The organism is Mycobacterium gordonae (assembly GCF_001417955.2).
Taxonomy (GTDB): Bacteria; Actinomycetota; Actinomycetes; order Mycobacteriales; family Mycobacteriaceae; genus Mycobacterium; species Mycobacterium gordonae_B.
This window is the reverse complement of the sequence record NZ_LKTM01000001.1, coordinates 416,184-435,189: the sequence shown is the minus strand read 5'-3', so window position 1 is coordinate 435,189 and position 19,006 is coordinate 416,184. Positions and strand designations below refer to the sequence as shown.

Annotated in this window: 18 protein-coding genes; 5 read left to right on the top strand and 13 right to left on the bottom strand. The window is 66.4% G+C overall.

All coding sequences use genetic code 11. The annotated features are described in order from the left end of the window. Positions 1-85: 85 nt before the first annotated feature. The 4 genes from AO501_RS02065 to AO501_RS02050 all read left to right on the top strand — a co-directional run bounded on the left by AO501_RS02065 (position 86) and on the right by AO501_RS02050 (position 7,310). Entirely contained in the window at positions 86-1,675 is a 1,590-nt protein-coding gene (locus tag AO501_RS02065) for a PE family protein (RefSeq protein ID WP_055576091.1), read from the top strand. A 97-nt stretch (positions 1,676-1,772) separates the two neighbouring features. Then, the gene (locus AO501_RS02060) at positions 1,773-3,425 is read left to right on the top strand and encodes a PE family protein (protein WP_055576090.1); all 1,653 of its coding nucleotides are present in this window, start codon (positions 1,773-1,775) and stop codon (positions 3,423-3,425) included. A gap of 106 nt (positions 3,426-3,531) precedes the next feature. Then, complete coding sequence (locus AO501_RS02055; RefSeq protein WP_055576089.1) at positions 3,532-5,361, top strand: PE family protein; 1,830 nt, start codon at positions 3,532-3,534, stop codon at positions 5,359-5,361. Between the two features lie 164 nt (positions 5,362-5,525). After that, entirely contained in the window at positions 5,526-7,310 is a 1,785-nt protein-coding gene (locus AO501_RS02050; RefSeq protein WP_063892783.1) for a PE family protein, read from the top strand. Between the two features lie 4 nt (positions 7,311-7,314). Here the strand turns inward: AO501_RS02050 and AO501_RS02045 are convergent, their stop codons facing one another. The 12 genes from AO501_RS02045 to AO501_RS01990 all read right to left on the bottom strand — a co-directional run bounded on the left by AO501_RS02045 (position 7,315) and on the right by AO501_RS01990 (position 16,839). Further along, the gene (locus AO501_RS02045) at positions 7,315-7,638 is read right to left on the bottom strand and encodes a hypothetical protein (RefSeq protein ID WP_156452265.1); all 324 of its coding nucleotides are present in this window, start codon (positions 7,636-7,638) and stop codon (positions 7,315-7,317) included. A 38-nt stretch (positions 7,639-7,676) separates the two neighbouring features. Then, on the bottom strand, positions 7,677-7,970 hold the full coding sequence (locus AO501_RS02040) for a DUF427 domain-containing protein (protein ID WP_055576088.1): 294 nt from the start codon (positions 7,968-7,970) through the stop codon (positions 7,677-7,679). 16 nt (positions 7,971-7,986) lie between these two features. Then, entirely contained in the window at positions 7,987-8,367 is a 381-nt protein-coding gene (locus AO501_RS02035; RefSeq protein ID WP_055576087.1) for a PPOX class F420-dependent oxidoreductase, read from the bottom strand. A 79-nt stretch (positions 8,368-8,446) separates the two neighbouring features. Next, entirely contained in the window at positions 8,447-8,863 is a 417-nt protein-coding gene (locus tag AO501_RS02030) for a cupin domain-containing protein (protein WP_197419733.1), read from the bottom strand. A gap of 54 nt (positions 8,864-8,917) precedes the next feature. After that, positions 8,918-9,886, bottom strand: coding sequence for an NADPH:quinone oxidoreductase family protein (locus AO501_RS02025; protein WP_055576086.1), 969 nt, complete (start codon positions 9,884-9,886; stop codon positions 8,918-8,920). Between the two features lie 6 nt (positions 9,887-9,892). Next, positions 9,893-10,753: an SDR family NAD(P)-dependent oxidoreductase gene (locus tag AO501_RS02020; RefSeq protein ID WP_055576085.1), complete on the bottom strand. Its 861-nt coding sequence runs from the start codon at positions 10,751-10,753 to the stop codon at positions 9,893-9,895. Between the two features lie 76 nt (positions 10,754-10,829). Then, positions 10,830-12,272 (bottom strand): aldehyde dehydrogenase family protein, encoded by a 1,443-nt coding sequence (locus AO501_RS02015; RefSeq protein ID WP_055576084.1) that lies wholly within the window; start codon positions 12,270-12,272, stop codon positions 10,830-10,832. Between the two features lie 117 nt (positions 12,273-12,389). Then, positions 12,390-13,313, bottom strand: coding sequence for an SAM-dependent methyltransferase (locus AO501_RS02010; protein ID WP_055576083.1), 924 nt, complete (start codon positions 13,311-13,313; stop codon positions 12,390-12,392). Continuing rightward, complete coding sequence (locus AO501_RS02005) at positions 13,313-14,245, bottom strand: class I SAM-dependent methyltransferase (RefSeq protein ID WP_156452264.1); 933 nt, start codon at positions 14,243-14,245, stop codon at positions 13,313-13,315. The genes AO501_RS02010 and AO501_RS02005 overlap by 1 nt, the downstream gene beginning before the upstream one ends. Positions 14,246-14,250: 5 nt before the next feature. Further along, positions 14,251-15,171: a class I SAM-dependent methyltransferase gene (locus AO501_RS02000; RefSeq protein ID WP_055576081.1), complete on the bottom strand. Its 921-nt coding sequence runs from the start codon at positions 15,169-15,171 to the stop codon at positions 14,251-14,253. A 49-nt stretch (positions 15,172-15,220) separates the two neighbouring features. Beyond that, on the bottom strand, positions 15,221-15,865 hold the full coding sequence (locus AO501_RS01995; protein ID WP_055576080.1) for a TetR/AcrR family transcriptional regulator: 645 nt from the start codon (positions 15,863-15,865) through the stop codon (positions 15,221-15,223). 2 nt (positions 15,866-15,867) lie between these two features. Beyond that, a complete protein-coding gene (locus tag AO501_RS01990; protein ID WP_055576079.1) occupies positions 15,868-16,839 on the bottom strand; it encodes a pirin family protein in 972 nt (323 codons plus the stop codon). 84 nt (positions 16,840-16,923) lie between these two features. On the opposite strand from AO501_RS01990, the gene AO501_RS01985 reads away from it, so the two are divergent. Then, positions 16,924-18,351: a chloride channel protein gene (locus AO501_RS01985; protein WP_055576078.1), complete on the top strand. Its 1,428-nt coding sequence runs from the start codon at positions 16,924-16,926 to the stop codon at positions 18,349-18,351. Positions 18,352-18,403: 52 nt separating this feature from the next. On the opposite strand, the gene dps is transcribed toward AO501_RS01985, so the two are convergent. Then, positions 18,404-18,946, bottom strand: a complete 543-nt coding sequence (gene dps, locus AO501_RS01980) for a DNA starvation/stationary phase protection protein Dps (RefSeq protein WP_055576077.1) — start codon at positions 18,944-18,946, stop codon at positions 18,404-18,406. Positions 18,947-19,006: the final 60 nt, after the last annotated feature.

The following is a 19,006-nucleotide window of genomic DNA, read 5'->3' as shown; positions in this document are numbered from 1 at the left end:
AAACCCGGACAGATTCGGCGGCCTCGTCATACGCTGGCGGCCAATCTGACCGAGACCACCGCGTTTGACGGGGGAAGAGACGCCCATGACGAATCTGCTTGTCGCGCCGGAGGTCATCACGACAGCAGTCACGGACATCGGGAACATCGGTTCGACGGTCAGCGCCGCGAGCGCGGCCGCGGCAGCGCCGACCACCGGCCTGCTGGCCGCGGCCGCCGACGAGGTCTCGGCAGCCATTGCGAATCTGTTCGGCAGTCACGGGCAGGAGTTCCAGGCACTCGTCGGGCAAGTCGAGGCATTCCAGACCACCTTCCAGCAGACCCTGTCCGCGGCGGCGAACGCCTATGTGCAGACCGAGGCCGCCAGCGCCGCCGCGATTCCGCCCTTCGCCGCCAACCTGACCTCGTTGTTCGTCGGACCCACCGGTGTGCCCATTCCGTCAGCGGCGTACGTCGAGAAGGCCAACGAACTCTATGTCCGCACACTCACCGCCCGCCTACCGCTGTACACCCCGGAGAACCTGTATCCGATCACCGGCGTGAAGAGCATGACGCTCAACCAGTCGGTCGTCGAGGGCCTGACGATCATGGACAACGCGATTCAAGCGCAGTTGGCCATTCCCGGAAACAGCCTCACCATCTTCGGCTACTCCCAGAGCGCGATCATCGCCTCGCTGGAAATGCAGAAGCTGGCCGCCATGGGCTCGCCCTACCAGGGGAAGCTCAACTTCGTCCTCGTCGGCAATGAGATGAATCCCAACGGCGGCATGCTGGCGCGTTTCCCCGGTCTGACGCTGCCGACCCTCGGTCTGTCGTTCTACGGCGGGACACCGTCGGACACGCTCTACCCGACCGCCATCTACACCCAGGAGTACGACGGTTTCGCCGACTTCCCCCGGTATCCGCTCAATTTCATCTCCGACCTCAACGCGGTGATGGGGATCGCGACCGTGCACGTCAAGTACCTGGATCTCACGGTGCCGCAGGTCGACGGCGCCATCAAGCTGACAACCTCACCGGGCTACACCGGCGTGACCGACTACTACATGATCCCCACCGAGAACCTGCCCCTGCTGGCGCCGCTGCGCCTGATTCCCGGCATCGGGAACCCACTCGCCGCCCTTGTCGAACCCGACCTGAAGGTGATCGTCAACCTGGGCTACGGCGACCCCTACCACGGCTACTCGACCAGTCCCGCGGACATCCGCACCCCGTTCGGTTTGTTCCCGGACGTCAGCCCGGGCACGGTCATCGAAGCCCTCACCGCCGGAACACAACAAGGCATCCACGACTTCACCGCCGAAGTGCAGAAGCTGATGGCACAACCGATCACCATCCCGTCCTTCACTCCGCCGCAACCCGCGGACCTGATGGCGACACTGGCCGCGCTCCCGTCGCCGGAGAAGATCGTGAACACCGCCGCCACGGTCATCTCGACCGACTACGCCGTCCTGCTCCCCACCGCCGACACCGCGCTCGCCTTCGCCACCACCATGCCGCTGTACGACTCGCAGCTTTTCCTGAGCGAGCTGCTGCAGGGCAACCTCATCAACGCCATCGGATATCCGCTCGCCGCCGACGTCGGACTGGCCACCATCGCCGGCATCGTCGAATTCCTCGTCATCGCCAAGGCGATCTCCGAGAACATCAAGGACATCAGCGCCCTCATCCCCTGACTTTCGGGCCGAATGGCGTAAACGCCAGACAGTTTCGGAAGGTCCCCTTTACGCTTGCGCAAAGCTTGCGGGGGGTCGAGGGGAAGGGACTGCACCTATGTCGTTTTTGCTGGCGGAGCCACAGGCGATGGTGGCGGCTGCCACCGACATCGAAGGGATCGGCGCGGCACTCAGCGCGGCCAGTGCGGCCGCGGCTACCCCGACGTCGAGCCTGCTGGCGGCGGCAGGCGACGAGGTGTCCGCGGCGATCGCCAACCTCTTCGGCACGTTCGGGCGCGAATACCAGGACGTGGTAAGGCAATTCGAGGCGTTCCACGGTGAATTCCAGCGGACGCTGGCGGCGGCGGGTTCGGCCTATGCGCAAGCCGAGACGGCCGCCGCCGCAGCACTGGGCGGAGCGTTCGCGCCGACCGCGCAGGCGGCGACCGCGGCAGCGATCCCCTGGGTGCCCAACGACATCTCGCTGGTTCTCAGCGGCACCGGTGTTCCGATCGTCACGGCGGAGTTTCTGCAGAAGGCCAACAACTACATCGGCACTACCGTTGCACAACTGCAAGGGCTGAACACGCCCGAAGAGCTTTACCCGCTGACCGGCGTCCGCAGTCTGTACTTCAACAGATCGGTCCAGATCGGTCTCACCACCATGGACAACGCCGTCTACCACCAGATTCACGATCTGAACCAGTCGGTCACCGTCTTCGGCGTCTCACAGAGCGCCGTCATCTCGTCGCTGTACATGCGCAATCTCGCGGCGGGTCTGTCGAGTTTCGGCGCCACCCCGCCCCCGGCGAACATGCTGAACTTCGTCCTGACCGGCAACGAGATGAACCCCAATGGCGGTCTCCTGTCCCGGTTCCCGGGGCTGGTCATGTCGAGCCTGGGTCTGGAGTTCTACGGCGCCACACCGTCGGACACCATCTACCCGGTCCGCAATTACACGCTCGAGTACGACGGCTTCGCCGATTTCCCGAAGTACCCGCTCAATCTCATCTCCGACCTGAACGCGGTCGCCGGCATCGTCTTTGTTCACCCGCAATACCTCAACCTGACCCAGGCGCAGATCAACGCCGCCATACCGCTGCAGACGTCGCCGGGCTACACCGGCAACACCAGCTACTACATCCTGCCGACCGAGCACCTGCCGCTGCTGCAACCGCTGCGCGCCGTACCCGGTATCGGCAACCCGCTGGCCAACCTGATCGAGCCGAACATGAGGGTGCTGGTCAATCTCGGCTACGGCGACCCGAACTACGGCTACTCCACGAGTCCGGCCGACCTCCCGACGCCGTTCGGACTGTTCCCCGATGTCGCCCCGGGTACCGTGTTCAACGCCCTGGCCAACGGAACCCAGCAGGGCATCAACCACTTCAGCGCCGACCTGCAGGCCATGGCCAGCCAGCCGGTGACTGCTCCGACATTCTCGCTGCCGTCGCCGACCGAGATCGGGGCCAAGGTGGCCGCACTGCCGACACCGCAGCAGATCGCCAACACGGTGGGATCGATCGCCGCGACCAACTACGCCGTCCTGTTGCCCACTGCCGATATCGCCACGTCCGTGGTGACCTCGCTGCCCGCCTACAACGCGGCGCTGTTCACCCAGCAATTGGCGCAGGGCAACCTGATCAACGCGATCGGGCTGCCCATCGCAGCCGACGTTGGTCTGGCCACGGTGGCCGGCGCGGTGGAGTTCCTGGTGCTCACCGAAGCGGTCGTGAACACCCTCCAGGACATTCAGTCCCTGATCCCCTGAAGACTGACCGTCCCAAAAATATTTAGCTTCTAAAAGCACAATGCGGTCGGCCGGACCGTTCTAGTCTGACACCTGAAATTGCCCTGGCCGTGAAGGGGATTAGCAGATGTCGTATTTGACGACGCAACCACAACTGATCAGCGCCGCCGCCGAGAACCTGGCGGGAATCCGGACCGCCCTCACCGAGGCCAGCGCGGCCGCCGCGGGCCCGACGACCGGCCTGGCCGCCGCCGCGGCCGACGAGATCTCGGCGGCCGCCGCGCAACTCTTCGGAGCGTTCGGTCAGGAATACCAGCAGGTCATCGGCCAGGCGGCAGCGTTCCACGCGGAGTTCAACCGCGCCCTGGCCGCGGCCAGTCTCACCTACGCCGAAGCGGAGATCGCGAACGCGGCCCAGGTTCTGGGCGGCGCAGGCGGGTTCGGCGCGGCCGCCTCCCCGATCGAGACTCTGCTCGCTCCCCTGCAGCCATTGCTCGCCCCGGTCCAGTCGCTGTTCGGTGCACCGGTCCCGGGTGGGCCGGGCACCAAGATCACAACCGTTCCGGTGTCGCCCTACGGACCCTACGACGCGGCACTGATCATGGCCGGCAGCGGAACGCCCATCCCGCCGCCGTCCTACCTGACCTCCATCAAGCCCTGGATCACCGCTGGCTACAACCTTCTGGCGGGCGCGCCGTCGCTGCCGCTGAACACTCCGGAAGGCCTGTATCCGCTGACAGCGATCAAGGACCTGACCCTCAACGTGTCGGCGCAGCGTGGCGTGGAGATCCTGGACAACGCGTTGTTCGGGCCCAACGGATTGATCAGCACCGGCGGACAATCGGTGTCCGTGCTCGGCTACTCCCAGAGCGCCATCCTCTCCTCCCTCGAATTGCGCAACCTGATCGCCGCGGGCACGCTGCCCGGTCCGAACGACCTCAGCTTCACCCTGCTGGGCAACCCGATGAACCCGAACGGCGGGCTGCTGGCCCGCTTCCCTGGCCTGTCGCTGCCGGCACTGGGACTGGACTTCTTCGGCCCCACCCCGACCAACACGGGCATCCCGACCACCACGTACACGCTGCAGTACGACGGCTACGCCGACTTCCCCAGGTACCCGATCAACTTCCTGGCGGACCTCAACGCGTTCCTCGGTATCCAGACGGTGCATGGCGACTACCCCGACCTGAACCCGAACGCGCTGCCACCCGGCTACAGCCTCATCGAGCAGCCCGTATCACCGGGCAACACGTGGGACCACTACTACATGATCACGCAACCGGGTCTGCCGCTGCTGTCGCCGATCAAGGCCATCCCGGTGATCGGAACACCGTTGGCGGCGTTGCTCGAGCCCAACCTGACCTACCTGGTCAACTGGGGTTACGGCGACCCGCACTACGGCTACACCACCGGCTACGCCGACGTACACGTTCCGTTCGAAGCGCTGCCGCCGATCCCGACGAACTTCGTCGGCGACCAGATCGCTCTCGCGGGACAAGGTGTCCAGAACTTCACGAAGGCTATCGGCGCCCCGGCGCTGCCGTCGGCGGCCAGCCTGGCCGCCCTGGTGCCCTCGGGTGGCGGCGGCCTGTCGCTGCCGTTCGCATTACCCGGTGCGACCGCCTCCCCGGTGAACAGCTTCTTCGACGCGCTGAAGTCCGCAAACACCAACATCACCACCGCCATCACCAGCGCGGCCGCCGACACCTACGCGGTCGCGCTGCCGACCGCGGACATCGTGAACTCGCTGCTCACCACGGCTCCGTCCTACAACGTCAACCTGTTCCTGGACGGGATTCAGCAGGCCGTAAACGGTGATCCGGTGGGCGGCTTGGTCAATGCGTTCGCCAAGCCGATCGCCGCTGACGTCGCGATCGGAACACTCGCCGCCGGCTTCGAGTTCGTGGTCATCACCGACGCGTTCGGCAACGTGCTCGGCGACCTCACCGGCGCTTAGGCCCGTGCATTGCCGTTGCGGCAGTGGTAGTTTCCCTCGCCGAACTGCGACATTGACGCGGACGTCAATGTAGGCTCACCGGCATCGGCCGCGCCGGGCGGGAATTCGGGCTTCAAGTTGGCGCCGTCGACATCGCGTATTTCGTCGATGCGAAGGATTGGCCGATGTCGTATTTGACCGTGCAGCCGGATCTCATCTCAGCGGCCGTGGCGGACCTGGCGGACGTTCACGGTGCGATCGGCGCCGCCAACGCGAGTGCAGCCGCCGGAACCATCGGCCTGGCGACCGCGGCCGCTGACGAAGTGTCGGCGGCCATCGCGAATCTCTTCGACACCTACGGCCGCGAGGGTCAGGCAGTGCTGGGACAGGCGGCGGAGTTCCACGCGCAGTTCGCTCGTGCGCTGTCCAGCGGTGGCCTTGCCTACCTGGAGACCGAAATCGCCAATGCCGTTGCCGGCGCTCTGGACTCAGCTATTTCGCCGATCCGGTCGCTGTTGACCAACGTGGCCGCCGCCCCGGCAGCTGCCGTCACCCTGGTCATGGGCGCCAGCGGCTACCCGATCCCGATCCCGGACTACATCCAGGGCATCCCGCCGATGTATATCGACCCCTTCTTCCCCGGCGGCCCCAACATCGGTATCAACACGCCCGAGGGTCTCTATCCGCTGACGGGCGTCCAGGACCTGACTTTCGACGTGTCAGCGGCGCGTGGTCTGACGATCCTGAACAACGCCATCACCCAAGCCTTCTCCTCCTTGCCGCCCGGCGGCAACGTGAACGTGTTCGGTTACTCCCAGAGCGCGGTCATCGCTTCGATGGAGATGAAGGCACTGAACCCGAGCAACGTATTCGGTGCCGGACCGAATCTGAACTTCACCCTCGTCGGCAACCCGTCGAACCCCAACGGCGGACTGCTGACCCGATTCCCGGGGCTGAGCCTGCCGAGTCTGGGGCTGACCCTGTTCGGCACGGCGACTCCCGACAACTCCTTCGCCACCAACATCTTCACCAGGGAGTACGACGGTTTCGGCGACTTCCCGCAGTACCCCCTCAACATCGTGTCCAATGTCAACGCGTTCCTGGGCCTGCTCGAGTTGCACGGCGGCTACCCGTTCCTGTCCGCCGAGCAACTGACCGTGCCGCCGGGGGGCACCGCCGTGGAGTTGACGAACACGGTCGGGCCCGTCTCGACGCACTACTACATGATTCCCACCGAAAACCTGCCGATCCTGTCTCCACTGCGGGCCATCCCGGTCATCGGTCATCCACTGGCCTCTCTGATCGAGCCCGACATGCGTGTCATCGTCAATCTCGGCTACGGCAGCACCACTCACGGCTGGTCACCGGATCCACCGAATGTCCCCACCGGTTTCGGGGTGCTCCCGCCGGTCAGCGCACTCGAGATCGCCCAGGCGCTGAACGCCGGAACACAACAGGGGATCAGCGATTTCGCGGCCGACATCAGGGCCATGATGGCCACGCCGCCCGCGCTGCCGACGCCCGACGTGCCGACGATCCTGCAGTCGATCAGCACCGGCGGCACCACCGTGGCCAACGGCCTGTCGTCCACCCTGTCCTCGCCACAGAACTTCATCGGCTCTGTGCAGGCCGCGAACACCTATTTCGCCAACGGGATTTCGACGTCCGCCTCGGCGGCTTATGCCACGTTGCTACCGACGGCTGATGTCGCCAACGCGCTGCTGACCTCCGTCCCGTCCTACAACGTCAACATCATGCTGACCGGCGCCGAGATGATCGCCGACGGCGATCCGGTGGGCGGCAGCATCTATGCGCTCGGCGGACCACTGGCCGCCAACGCCGGGCTGTTGACCCTGTTCGCCGGTTTCGAAGTCCGCGTCTTTCAGCACGCGCTCTCTCAGATCGTCAGCGCATGGACGGGCGCGCCCCCGTCGACGACACCGGTCGGCGCCTTCGGAACCGCGTTCTGAGCGGTCACGCGAACCGACCGAGCCAGGTGGTCAACGCGTACAGGCCTGCGTAGGCACCGACGGCAATGGCGAGCACACCGAGCAACCGCCAACGGGCCTGCCGCACTCCGGCGATGCTGCACTGGTTGCGGCGGCGCAACTGCCACCACACCAGCGTCACGAGCACCGTCGCCCCGCCCAGGCGAAACCACCATGCGTAGTTGTCGTACAGGTTGTTCGCCCACGCAAATGCCGTTGCCGCACTGATGATTCCGATCATCGCCAGGGCAGTCGGACCGAGGCAGCACAGGATGCCGATCGTCCCGCCGGCGATGCCGATCCGCCACATCGGCACATCGGCGGAGCCTCGGCGCACGTCAGACCGTTCTATTCCGCTTCGTCCTCTATCGCGACCCCGTGCCAGAACGCGACATGATTCTTGATCTTGCGCGCCAGCGGGCTGGGCTTCGGGTAGTACCAGCCGGCGTCGGAATTGACCTGCCCGTCGACCGTCACGTCGTAGTAGTGCGCCACGCCCTTCCACGGACACAAAGTCTGTGTCTTGCTCTCGGTGAAGAACTCGCGTCGCAACGAATCCGGCGGAAAGTAGTGATTGCCCTCCAGCCGGACGGTGCGCGGCGCCTCGGCGAGCACCGCTCCATTCCACGTGGCCCGAATCATGTTGGTAGCGACCGGATCACACGTTGCGCGCTTGCAGCTTCGGAGACTCGGGATCGAGACCCCAGGCCAGTACCCGCGTCGGGTGGATGCGGATCATCGCGCCGCCGTCGGTGGACAACGCCTCGCCCCGGCCGCGAATCTCGAGTCCGCGAGGGCGCCACGGATCGACGCTGGCCAGGTCATCGAGAACCAGAGACACCTTTGGGTTGGTTTCCACATTGCGTAGTTTGCGACTGCCCGCCATCGCCTTCCCGCCGATGTCGATGGTGCCCAGTTCGGTGTTGTAGGTGAACCGGACCGGCCGGACTTGCGGGGATCCTTTGGGGGTCACCGTCCCAAGTCTGCCGAGCCGCTGACTGGACATGTACTCGAGTTCGACGTCGGTGAATGCCGCCATTTGCCTTGCTCCTTTTGGCTAAAGAACGAAGCGGAGTGGCGACAGTGTAGGAGCGAACAACATTGTCCGTCAATGATGCTCAGCCCAGGTACTGCTCGTCGCTCACCTGCTCCAGCCAGTCGACGAACCGCCCGTCGACTTCGTCCTGAATAGCGATGTGAGTCATCGCCGAACTCGCGGTGGCTCCATGCCAGTGCTTGATCCCGGCGGGAGTCCAGATCACGTCCCCGGAATTGATCTGCCGCCGGTCGCCACCCCACTGCTGTACCCAGCCGCTGCCTTCGATGACGATCAGCCGCTGTCCCGCCGGATGCGTATGCCAGACGCTGCGGGCGCCTGCGGCGAAAGTGAGTTGTCCGCCATGGGCTTTCGACGAACCGGCCGGTCCGAAGAGCTGCTTCATGGTCACGTCGCCGGTGAAGAACTGCACCGGGCCAACCATGGCCGGGCGATCCCCCTCGTGAGTGATCTGCATTTCCGGCTCGTGTTCTGGCATGACACGTCCTCCTCCGGTGCGGGATACCCGGTATAGAGGATAAGGAGGCTTGGGCTAAGGTTCCAGCACTACTTTGCCGAGCACCCCGCCGTCGTCCAGGCATTGCAGTGCGGCACGGGCTTCAGACAACGGATAGCGCTGCGGCGGAGGCGGTTTGAGCCCGAGCGAAACCAGCTGATTGAGACCCGAGGAGAACAGCACCGCCGAACCGGGGACCTTGTTTAGGTATTCGCCCCACGCGACGCCCAGCACGCCGATGTTGCGCAGCAACAACCGGTTGACCGTCAGGGTCGGGACGCTGCCGGCGGCGAAGCCGATCACCAGCAACTTGCCGTCGATGGCCAGCGCCCGGATCGCGTCGTCGAAGGTGCGACCGCCGATGGGGTCCACCACGATGTCGACCCCCTGGCCGTTGGTGAACTCGTGGACGCGCTCAACCCAGCCCTCGGCCAGATGCAGCACCCGGTCCGCGCCGAGCGCGGCGACGTAGTCCATCGCGGTTTCACGGTGCACCACGCCTATCACCTGACTGGCGCCCATCGCCTTGGCGATCTGAACCGCGGCGGTGCCCACCCCGCCGGCGGCGCCTAGGACCAGCACCGTCTGGCCCGGCCGCATCACCGCGCGGCGGGACAGGGCGAAAAACATGGTGTTGTAGTTGACCAGCAGCGACACCGCTTCGGCGTCGTCGAGTTCGGTGGGACTGCGGATCACGTGGGAGACCGGAACGGCCACCTGCTCGGCATAGCAGCCGAGCACACCGAACGCCGAAACCCGTTCCCCCACACGGAAACCCGAATCGGCGGGTGCCGAACGAACGACCCCGGCACATTCCATGCCGGGGACGAACGGCGGCGGCAACTTCAGTTGGTACTTGCCCTTGGTCAACAGCAGGTCCGGGAAGCACACGCCGGCGGCGCGTACCTCGATGACGATGTTGCCACCGCCATCGGATACGTCGGCGATATCGGTATAGACTATGCCGGCTGGCCCGGAAAGCTCTTGAACAACAGCGGCTTTCATCAAATTTTAGAGCTTGAATCCAGCTTTGGTGGCGGCCGACAAATCGGTGATCTCGCCCCAGTGGTCGGCCACATCCTGCACCGTCGGCGGCTTGTCGAAGTTGGCGCCCTCGTTACCGAACAGCGCGACCCGCTGTACCTTGCCGCCGCCGACGACGAATACCGATCCGTTGTCCGCGTTCTCCTCGGTGCACAGGTAGGCGACCACGGGAGCGACAAACTCCGGCGTCAGCTTCTCCAGCACCTCCTTGGGCATGATGTCCTCGGTCATCCGGGTGGCCGCGATCGGGGCGACGGCGTTGGAGTGGATGTTGTACTTGGCCCCTTCCAGCGCCAGCGTGTTGATCAACCCCACCAGGCCGAGTTTGGCTGCGCCGTAGTTGGTTTGGCCGAAGTTGCCGAACAGCCCACTCGTCGAGGTGGCGACCACGACCCGGCCGTAGCTCTGCTCGCGGAAGTGCGGCCAGGCGGCGCGGATGACGTTGTACCCGCCGTACAGGTGAACCTTGAGGACGGCGTCCCAGTTCTCGGACGTCATCTTGTGAAAAGTGCCGTCGCGCAGAATCCCGGCATTGCTCACCACACCGTGTACGGCGCCGAACTCGTCGAGCGCCGTCTTGATGATGTTGGCGGCACCGTCGGCCTCGGCGACGCTGTCGTAGTTGGCGACCGCGCGCCCACCGCCGTCCCGGATCTCGGCCACTACCTGGTCGGCCATCGCCGATCCGCCACCCGTACCGTCACGGGCACCGCCGAGGTCGTTGACGACGACGCTGGCGCCTTCCCGGGCGAGGGTGAGGGCGTACTCGCGGCCCAGCCCCCCGCCGGCTCCGGTCACTACGACGACGCGATCCTGCACTCCGGGCATCAGGTTCCTCTCTGCTGGCTATCAGGGTTGAGCGCCAGCACCAGGGACCTGGTGCCGGCGCAGGGAAAAGTCGGGGCTAGAACAGCTTGCGCGCCAACTTGAAGGCCCGCTCGGTGTAGGGCGGGTAGATCATGGCGGAGAAGTCGGGGCGGGTCGGCTTGGTCAGCACCGACTTGCGGTGACTGAACTCGTCGAAGCCCCACTTGCCGTGGTAGGCGCCCATGCCGGAGGACCCGACACCACCGAACGGCAGCTTGGCCGTCGACACCTGGAAGGCGAGGTGGTTGATCAGCATGCCGCCCGCGGGCACCTCCCTGATGAACCGCTCCCGGGTCGCCTTCGACTTGGTGAACAGGTACGCCGACAGAGGCTTGGGCCGGGCGTTGATGAAGGCGATCGCCTCGTCCAGGTTCTTGACGGTGAGCACCGGCAGGATCGGTCCGAAGATCTCGTTCCGCATCAGCGAGCCGTCCTGAGCCGGGTCGACCACCACGGTCGGCTGGATCCGCAGGCTGGACTCGTCGCATTTACCGCCGACCGCCACCTTCGACGTCCCGTCGCCCTCCGCCTCCGAGATGTAGCCCTTCAACCGGTTGAACTGGCGCTCATTGACGATGCGCATGCCCTCCTGGTTGTCCTGGGAACGGAACTTGGTGATGGAAGCGGCAATCTTGTCGACGAGTTCGTCGCGGATCGATGCGTCGGCGAGCACGTAGTCGGGCGCCACGCAGGTCTGACCGGCGTTGAGGATCTTCAGCCAGGCGATCCGCTTGGCCGCGACATCGATGTCCCCGTCGGCCGCCACCACCACCGGGCTCTTGCCGCCGAGTTCCAGCGTCACCGGGGTCAGGTGCTTCGCCGCGCCTTCGTAGACCTTGCGCCCGATCTCGGTGCCCCCGGTGAACATCACGCGGTCCAGGCCCTGCTTGATCAGCTCCTGGCTGACCATGCCATCGCCCTCGACCACCGCGACCGCATCCTGGTCCAGGTACTTGGGCACCAGTTCGGCCATCAGGTGCGACGACGCGGGGGCCAGTTCCGAAGGCTTGAGAATGACGGCGTTGCCCGCGGCCAGAGCGCCGACGGCGGGACCCAGCGTCAGGTAGAACGGGTAGTTCCAGGCGCCGATGATCAGTACGGTGCCGAACGGCTCGTACTCCACCCAGCCCCGGCCCGGCAGTTGCGGGGCCTCGAGCAGCAGGTACTTGCGGCGCATCCACTTCTTGAGCTTCTTGGCCGCGTACTTGGCCTCGCCCGCGGTGGTGGCGATGTCGGCGATGAACGCCTCGACGTGGTTGCGGTCGAGGTCCTCGGCCAGCGCCGCAGCGATGGCGGGTTCGTTCTCCTCCACCAGCTTGGTCAACTGCTCCAGTTGACGCTTGCGCCACTCGTAACTGCGGGTGCGGCCGGTGGCAAAGGTCTTACGCAGCCGGGCCACGATATCGGCGACGCTCGGTTGAGCGGCCGCGTGCCCGTTGGCGGGCGTCGATGCAGCCTTCGGCAGGGAATCGGTGGTCATCGTTGTCCTTCCTTCCCCGAGGTGCCCGCAGCCTGTCGCGCGGTCGCTCATCGGTGATAACCGCGATCCTAGTCATCCGGCCCGGACAGCAATAGGACGGCGACCGGAAAGATCCGGTCAGGACTTGCCGGCGACGACGAATCCGTTCTGGAAAGGCCCGGCGTCTTCCTGCGGCGGCCGGCCCAGGCGGGTCGCTTCCTCGCGGGCACTGACCGACTCGGTCGCCCACCCGTGCGCGGTGAACCAGTCACCCGGATCGGGCCGGCCCTCGTCGTCGAACCACAGGTCGAACGGGTCGAAGGACGTGTCTTCCCCGCGGGCTGCACGCCTGGCCCGCAACTGCGCCCACCGCTCCTGCGCCTCCGCACGGCGCTGAGCGTCCACACCGAAAATCTCCACCGCGACCCGGCTGCCCGGCCCGCTCAGCTCGTCGATCAAGGCGAACATCGACTCCTGCGCCTGGGCCGGCAGGAACGGCAGCAGCCCCTCGGCCAGCCACGCCGTGGGGCGGCCGGCCTCGAACCCGGCGTCGCGCAGCGCCTGCGGCCAGTCATGACGCAGATCGACGGGCACCGCACGCCGGTCGGCGCGCGGGGTGGCGCCGTGGGAGGCCAACGTCGCGGACTTGTAGTCCAGCACCTTCGGTAGATCGATCTCGTACACCGTGGTGCCCGCCGGCCAGTCCAGCCGGTAGGCGCGTGAATCCAGGCCGGCCGCCAGGATCACCACCTGGCGGATACCGGATGCGGCGGCCCCGGCGAAGTACGCGTCGAAGAAATGGGTGCGCACGGCCTGGTAGTTGATCATCTGCTGGGAGTCGACCGAGTATTCCTCGTCGTCATCCGGCGCGGCGGTCCACCATGCGGCGACCTGCTCCCGCACAGCTGCCAACTCCGAAGTGGAGACCAGCGGCTCGGCGAACTCATCCCGGATCAACGGGGCGTCGCTCGCGGTTTCCGCGGCCCGGGCCAGGGCGACCATCACCGCGGTGGCGCCGACGCTGGTTGCGATGTCCCAGGAGTCGTCCGCGGCGCGTGGCATTACCGCCGCTCCGCCGTCACGAACTCCGAGAACGCGTCTTTGTCGTCGGCCATCGGCACTTCGGCGACCCAGCGGCCCAGCCGGTGCATCTCGTCGCCGGAGCTGACGGCGACGGCCCGCCAACCGTGGTTGTTGAGCCAGTCCGCGACGGACGCGCGGTGCTCATCGCGGTACATCAGCTCACCGACGTCGATCGTCTCTTCCAGACCGATCTGCTCGGCGATCTTCTTGAACCGCGCCCGCATCTGCTCGCGCCGCTCGTCGGCGTGCGACGCCGCGGTTTCGGCGGCGATACGGCTACCCGCCGGGCTCAATTCCCCGATCAGGGTGAACAGCCTGTCCTGCGCCTCCGCAGGCAGGTACATCAGCAGGCCCTCGGCCAGCCATGCGGTGCGGGCGTTCGGGTCGAAGCCCGCTTCGCGCAGTGCGGCGGGCCAGTCCTGCCGAAGGTCGATCGCCACCGCGCGACGGTCCGCCGACGGTGTCACACCGTTATCGGCCAGCGTCGTGGACTTGTATTCGAGTACCTGCGGCTGGTCGATCTCGTAGACGGTGGTCCCGGCCGGCCAGTCCAGTCGGTAGGCACGCGAGTCCAGGCCCGAGGCCAGGATCACCACCTGCCGGATGCCGGCAGCCACGGCGTCCGCGAAGAAGGTGTCGAAGAAGTTGGTTCGCACCGCTTGGTAGCCGCGCATGTGCCGGACCATCGCGGCGGCCTCGGCGTCCAGCGTCTCCACCTTCGCCGCCACGGCCGGGTCGAGCATTGCCTCCCACAACACGCCGGCATTGGCGTTGGTGACCAGGATCTTGGCGTACGGGTCGCGGATCAGCGCGTCGGGTTGTTCGGTCTCGACAGCGCGGGCGGCGGCGACCATCACCGCGGTGGTGCCGACGCTGGTGCGGATGTCCCAGGTGTCGTCGTGGCTGCGCAGCGTGCTCATTCGCGTACTCCTCGCATCAATCTGCTGGTGATGGCCTCGTCGATGAGATCCGCGGGAACCGGCCGGCCCCGCCGGGCCATCTCCTGGTGGTTGTCGGCGCTCTGCACCTGCCAGCCGTGGTCGGTCAGCCACTGCGCGGGATCGGAGCGGTCGGGCTCCTGATAGGTGAGCTCCTCGACGTTGACGTCGAGGCCCAGCCGGTCGCGCATCCGGTTCCAGCGCTGCTTGTTGCCGGTCAGCTTCAAGTTGAACGCCTCGACGGCGAGTTGGCTGCCGGGCGCGCTCAGGGCGGTGCACATCTCGAAGAGCCGGTCCTGGGCGTCACTGGGCAGGTACGCCAGCAGGCCTTCGGCCAGCCACGCGGTGGGCAGGGCGGGGTCGAAGCCGGCCCGGCTCAGGGCGGCGGGCCAGTCCTCGCGCAGGTCGACCGCGACCGCGTGCCGGGTGGCCGCGGGACGCGCGCCGTGCGCACTCAGTATCTCGGCCTTGTAGTCCAGCACCTTGGGTTGATCGATCTCATAGACCGCGGTGCCGCAAGGCCATTGCAGTCGGTAGGCCCGCGAGTCCAGACCCGCCGCGAGGATCACCACCTGCCGGATGCCGGAGTCGGTGGCGGAGCCGAAGTATTCGTCGAAGTACTGGGTGCGGACCGCCTGGTAATCGCACCCGACGCGGTGCAGACGCCGGCCGTGCTCGTCGCCGTCGAGCCAGGCCATCTCGGGGTCGGCCAACCGGGCCCACGCCGGCCCCGCCGAGGACACCAGCACGGCGGCGAACTCGTCGCGGATCAGCGGGTCGGGTCCGGCGGTCTCCACTGCACGGGAGGCGGCGACCGCCAGCGCGGTGGCGCCGACACTTTCGGTGATGTGCCAGCTGTCGCCGGCGGTCCGTAGCGAGGGCGAATCGAGATCAGTCATATCCCGGTCAGCTTACCTAATAAGTTAGGCAAGCTATATGTGCGTCAGATCACCGCTGCTGGACCCGAGCCCGCCACAGACTGCCGGCCATCAACTGCTGCAGCGTCCCCAGGATGTTCTCCACCTCGGAGTAGGTGCCCACGAAACCGGCGTAGAACCCGATGCCGCACAACATCATCACCAACGCCTCGGCCAACACAGCGGCGTCGGTGTCAGGGGCGATTTCGCCGCTGGCAATGGCATCGTCGACCGCTGAGACCAGGAACTCCCGGGTGGTCGATATCGCGTCGTTGTCGTCCCGCTTCAACTCTGGGTGACGTTGCGACTCCAACACAGCGGTACTCAAAAACGCTGCAGTGCAGGGATTTTGAGCATCCGCTTCCAGCGCTACGGCAATGAACGCGCCGAGCCGGCCGGCCAGGGTCGACTCGCAGCGCGCCCGCTCGATACCCGCGGTGACGACGAGCTCGTTGGTTCGGTCGGCCACTTCGGTGTAGAGCACCCGCTTGCTGGGGAAGTAGTGGTTGATCGCCGGGCGGGTCAGGTCGGCCCGCACGGCGATGGCCTGGAACGTCGCACCGTCATACCCACGTTCGCTGAAAACTTGACGTGCGGCGCGGACGATGCGCTTACGGGTGTCGTCGGCTTTTGCGGCGGGGGGACGCCCGGGTCCCCGACTTGCCAGTTGAGGCATTACTAGAGTGTGCCACCGCCATGGTGCGGCATCAGAGCGTTCGGCGGGATGCTACGGAACTTGCCAGCTTGATAGTCCTCGAGCGCCTCGATGACCTCGGCGCGGGTGTTCATCACGAACGGTCCGTAATGGAAGACGGGCTCGCGGATCGGCCGCCCGCCCAGTAGCAGCACGTCCAGCGGCTGTGCGCGACCGGGCTGCGCGTTCACCGTTATGCGGTCACCCGGCCCGAGAACGGCCAGCTGGCCTTGCCGGACGGGGTGGCCGGCCGGGCCCACGGACCCCTGCCCGGACAACACGTAGATCAGCGCGTTGAAGTCGCGACTCCACGGAATATTAAGCCGCGCAGCGCTTTCGATCGTCGCGTGCGCCATCGTGATCGGTGTGTGGGTGACTCCCGGCCCACCGTGGCCGTCGATGTCACCGGCGATCAGACGGATCAGCGCCCCGCCGTCGTCAGAGGACAACAGCTTCGCGTCTGTGCCCTCGATGGCCTGGTACCGGGGTGCGGCGAACTTGTCGCGCTTCGGCAGATTCACCCACAACTGGATGCCGTGGAAGAGGCCGCCGCTGGTGACCATCTCCGCGGGCGGGGTCTCGATGTGCAGGATGCCCGATCCGGCCGTCATCCACTGCGTCGCACCGTCGCCGATGAGGCCACCGCCGCCGTGTGAGTCCTGATGGGCGAATTTCCCGTCGAGCATGTAGGTGACGGTTTCGAAACCGCGGTGCGGATGCCAGTCGGTTCCGCGCGGTTCGCCCGGTTCGTACTCCACCTCGCCCATCTGGTCCATGTGGATGAACGGGTCCAGCGCGGCGGTGCTGACCCCGGCGAAGGCGCGGACCACCGGGAATCCCAGTCCCTCGTAGCCCCGCGGGCCGGTAGTGACCGACCGGACCGGCCGCTCGGTGTCTCCGGGTCCGGCCGGGCTCACGCGAGCCAGGGTGAGCGTGTCTGCGGTGATGGCGGGCATGTGGGCCTCCTCTGTTTGAGTTATCCCTATTAACCGGACTGCGGTCCGTTTATTCCGTCACGCGAAGCTGCTAACCTCCGGAACATGCCGGAGGAGCCGAACGAGGCGCCCCCTGCGTCCGCCGGCGGCCGGTTCGGAGCCTCCATCAGGAACGCGGGTTACCTGCAGAAGTGGTTTCTGCTCGGCACCACCATCGGCGTGATCTCCGGTCTCGGCGCCGTCGTCTTCTACCTCGCGCTGAAGTACACCGGGGAATTCCTGCTGGGCTACCTCGCGGGTCACCACGTCCCCACCCCGCTGGGCGAAGGGGGCGGCCGCGGGTCCGCCGGATTCATCCGGCCCTGGGCCATTCCGCTGGTGACGACGGGCGGCGCGCTGCTCTCGGCCGTCGTCGTGACCAAGTTCGCCCCGGAGGCCACCGGCCACGGCACCGACGAGGCGATCGAGGCCGTGCACACCGATCCCCGCGCGATCCGGGCCCGCGTCGTCCTGGTGAAGTTGGTGGCCAGCGCGCTGACCATCGGCTCCGGTGGCTCGGCCGGGCGGGAGGGCCCGACGGCGCAGATCTCCGCGGGCTTCTCCTCGTTGCTCACCCGGCGCCTCGGGCTGTCCGACGAGGACGGCAGGGTCGCCGTCGCGCTCGGCATCGGAGCGGGCATCGGGGCCATCTTCGCGGCGCCGCTGGGCGGGGCGGTGCTGGCCGCGTCGATCACCTATCGCGACGACTTCGACTACCGCAGCCTGCTGCCCGGATTCATCACCTCGGGCACGGCCTATGCAGTGCTGGGGTCGTTTCTGGGCTTCGACCCGCTGTTCGGCTACATAGACGCCGAGTACCGCTTCGAGCGCGCTTGGCCGCTGTTGTGGTTCGTGGTGATCGGCCTGGTGGCAGCCGCGGTGGGCTACCTGTACGCACGCTTCTTCCATTCGACGGTGGCGCTGGTGCGCCGGTTGCCCGGCGGCCCGATCATCAAGCCCGCGGCGGGCGGGCTGTTGGTGGGCCTACTGGGCCTGGTGATCCCGCAGATCCTGAGCAGTGGCTACGGCTGGGCGCAGTTGGCCGCCGCCCGCGATTCTCTGATGTCGATCCCGCTGTGGATCATCCTGCTGCTGCCGCTCGCCAAGATCGTCGCGACCTGTCTCTCGATCGGATCCGGCGGATCCGGCGGCCTGTTCGGGCCGGGAATCGTGATCGGCGCGTTTGTCGGAGCCGCGATCTGGCGGCTGGGCGATCTGGCCGGGCTGCCCGGCGTGCCCGAGCAACCGGGCGTCTTCGTCGTCGTGGGCATGATGACCTGTTTCGGCAGCGTCGCCCGCGCGCCGCTGGCGATCATGATCATGGTTGCGGAGATGACGGGATCCTTCTCGGTGGTGCCGGGCGCAATCCTGGCCGTCGGCATCGCGTCGCTGCTGATGTCACGGACCAACGTGACGATCTACGAGGCGCAACGGCTCAATCGGGAGGCCGCCGAGGCCGAGCGCGCCCGGGGTGATTCGCCGAACGTGAACTGACGGCGCGATTTTCGCGATTTTCGCGCCGTGAGTTCACGCTCGGCGCATGCAATCAGCCCCGCGCTGCGTCCGCCGCACTCTTCTCGCTGCTGGCACCCTCGTGGGCGAGTTTCCCGCCCGCGCTCTCCAGGTGTGCCCGGACGAACCACTGGAACTTCTCCAGCTGCCCGGCCTGGCCGATCAGCAGATCTTGGGTGACCTGGTCGAGTTCGTCGGTCTCGTCGATGGCCTTGCGGATGTCCTCGATCACACCGGTGTAGACCAGGTCCAGCGCGGCCAGGTGGGCCTGAACCGTGTCGCGGCCCACCGAGTAGTCGTCCCAGTCCCGGTCGTTGATGATGGCGTTCGGCGTGCCCTTCGGCGACGCGCCCAGCGCCGCAATGCGTTCGGCGACGTCATCCGCGTAGCCGCGCACCGCCTCGACCTGCGGGTCGATCATCTCGTGCACACCAATGAAGTTGGGGCCCACCACATTCCAGTGAATGTGCTTCAACGTCAAGTGCAGGTCGTTGTACGTGCTCAGCTGCCGCTGCAGGATCTCGGCAAGCCGGGCACCCTGCTTGTCGGTGAGTCCCGGAATTGTGAACTGCGTCATCGATTTCCCCTCAAAGAATTCGCTTGATGTCCTGCCGAACGTGTACCCGATGAGGCAGGC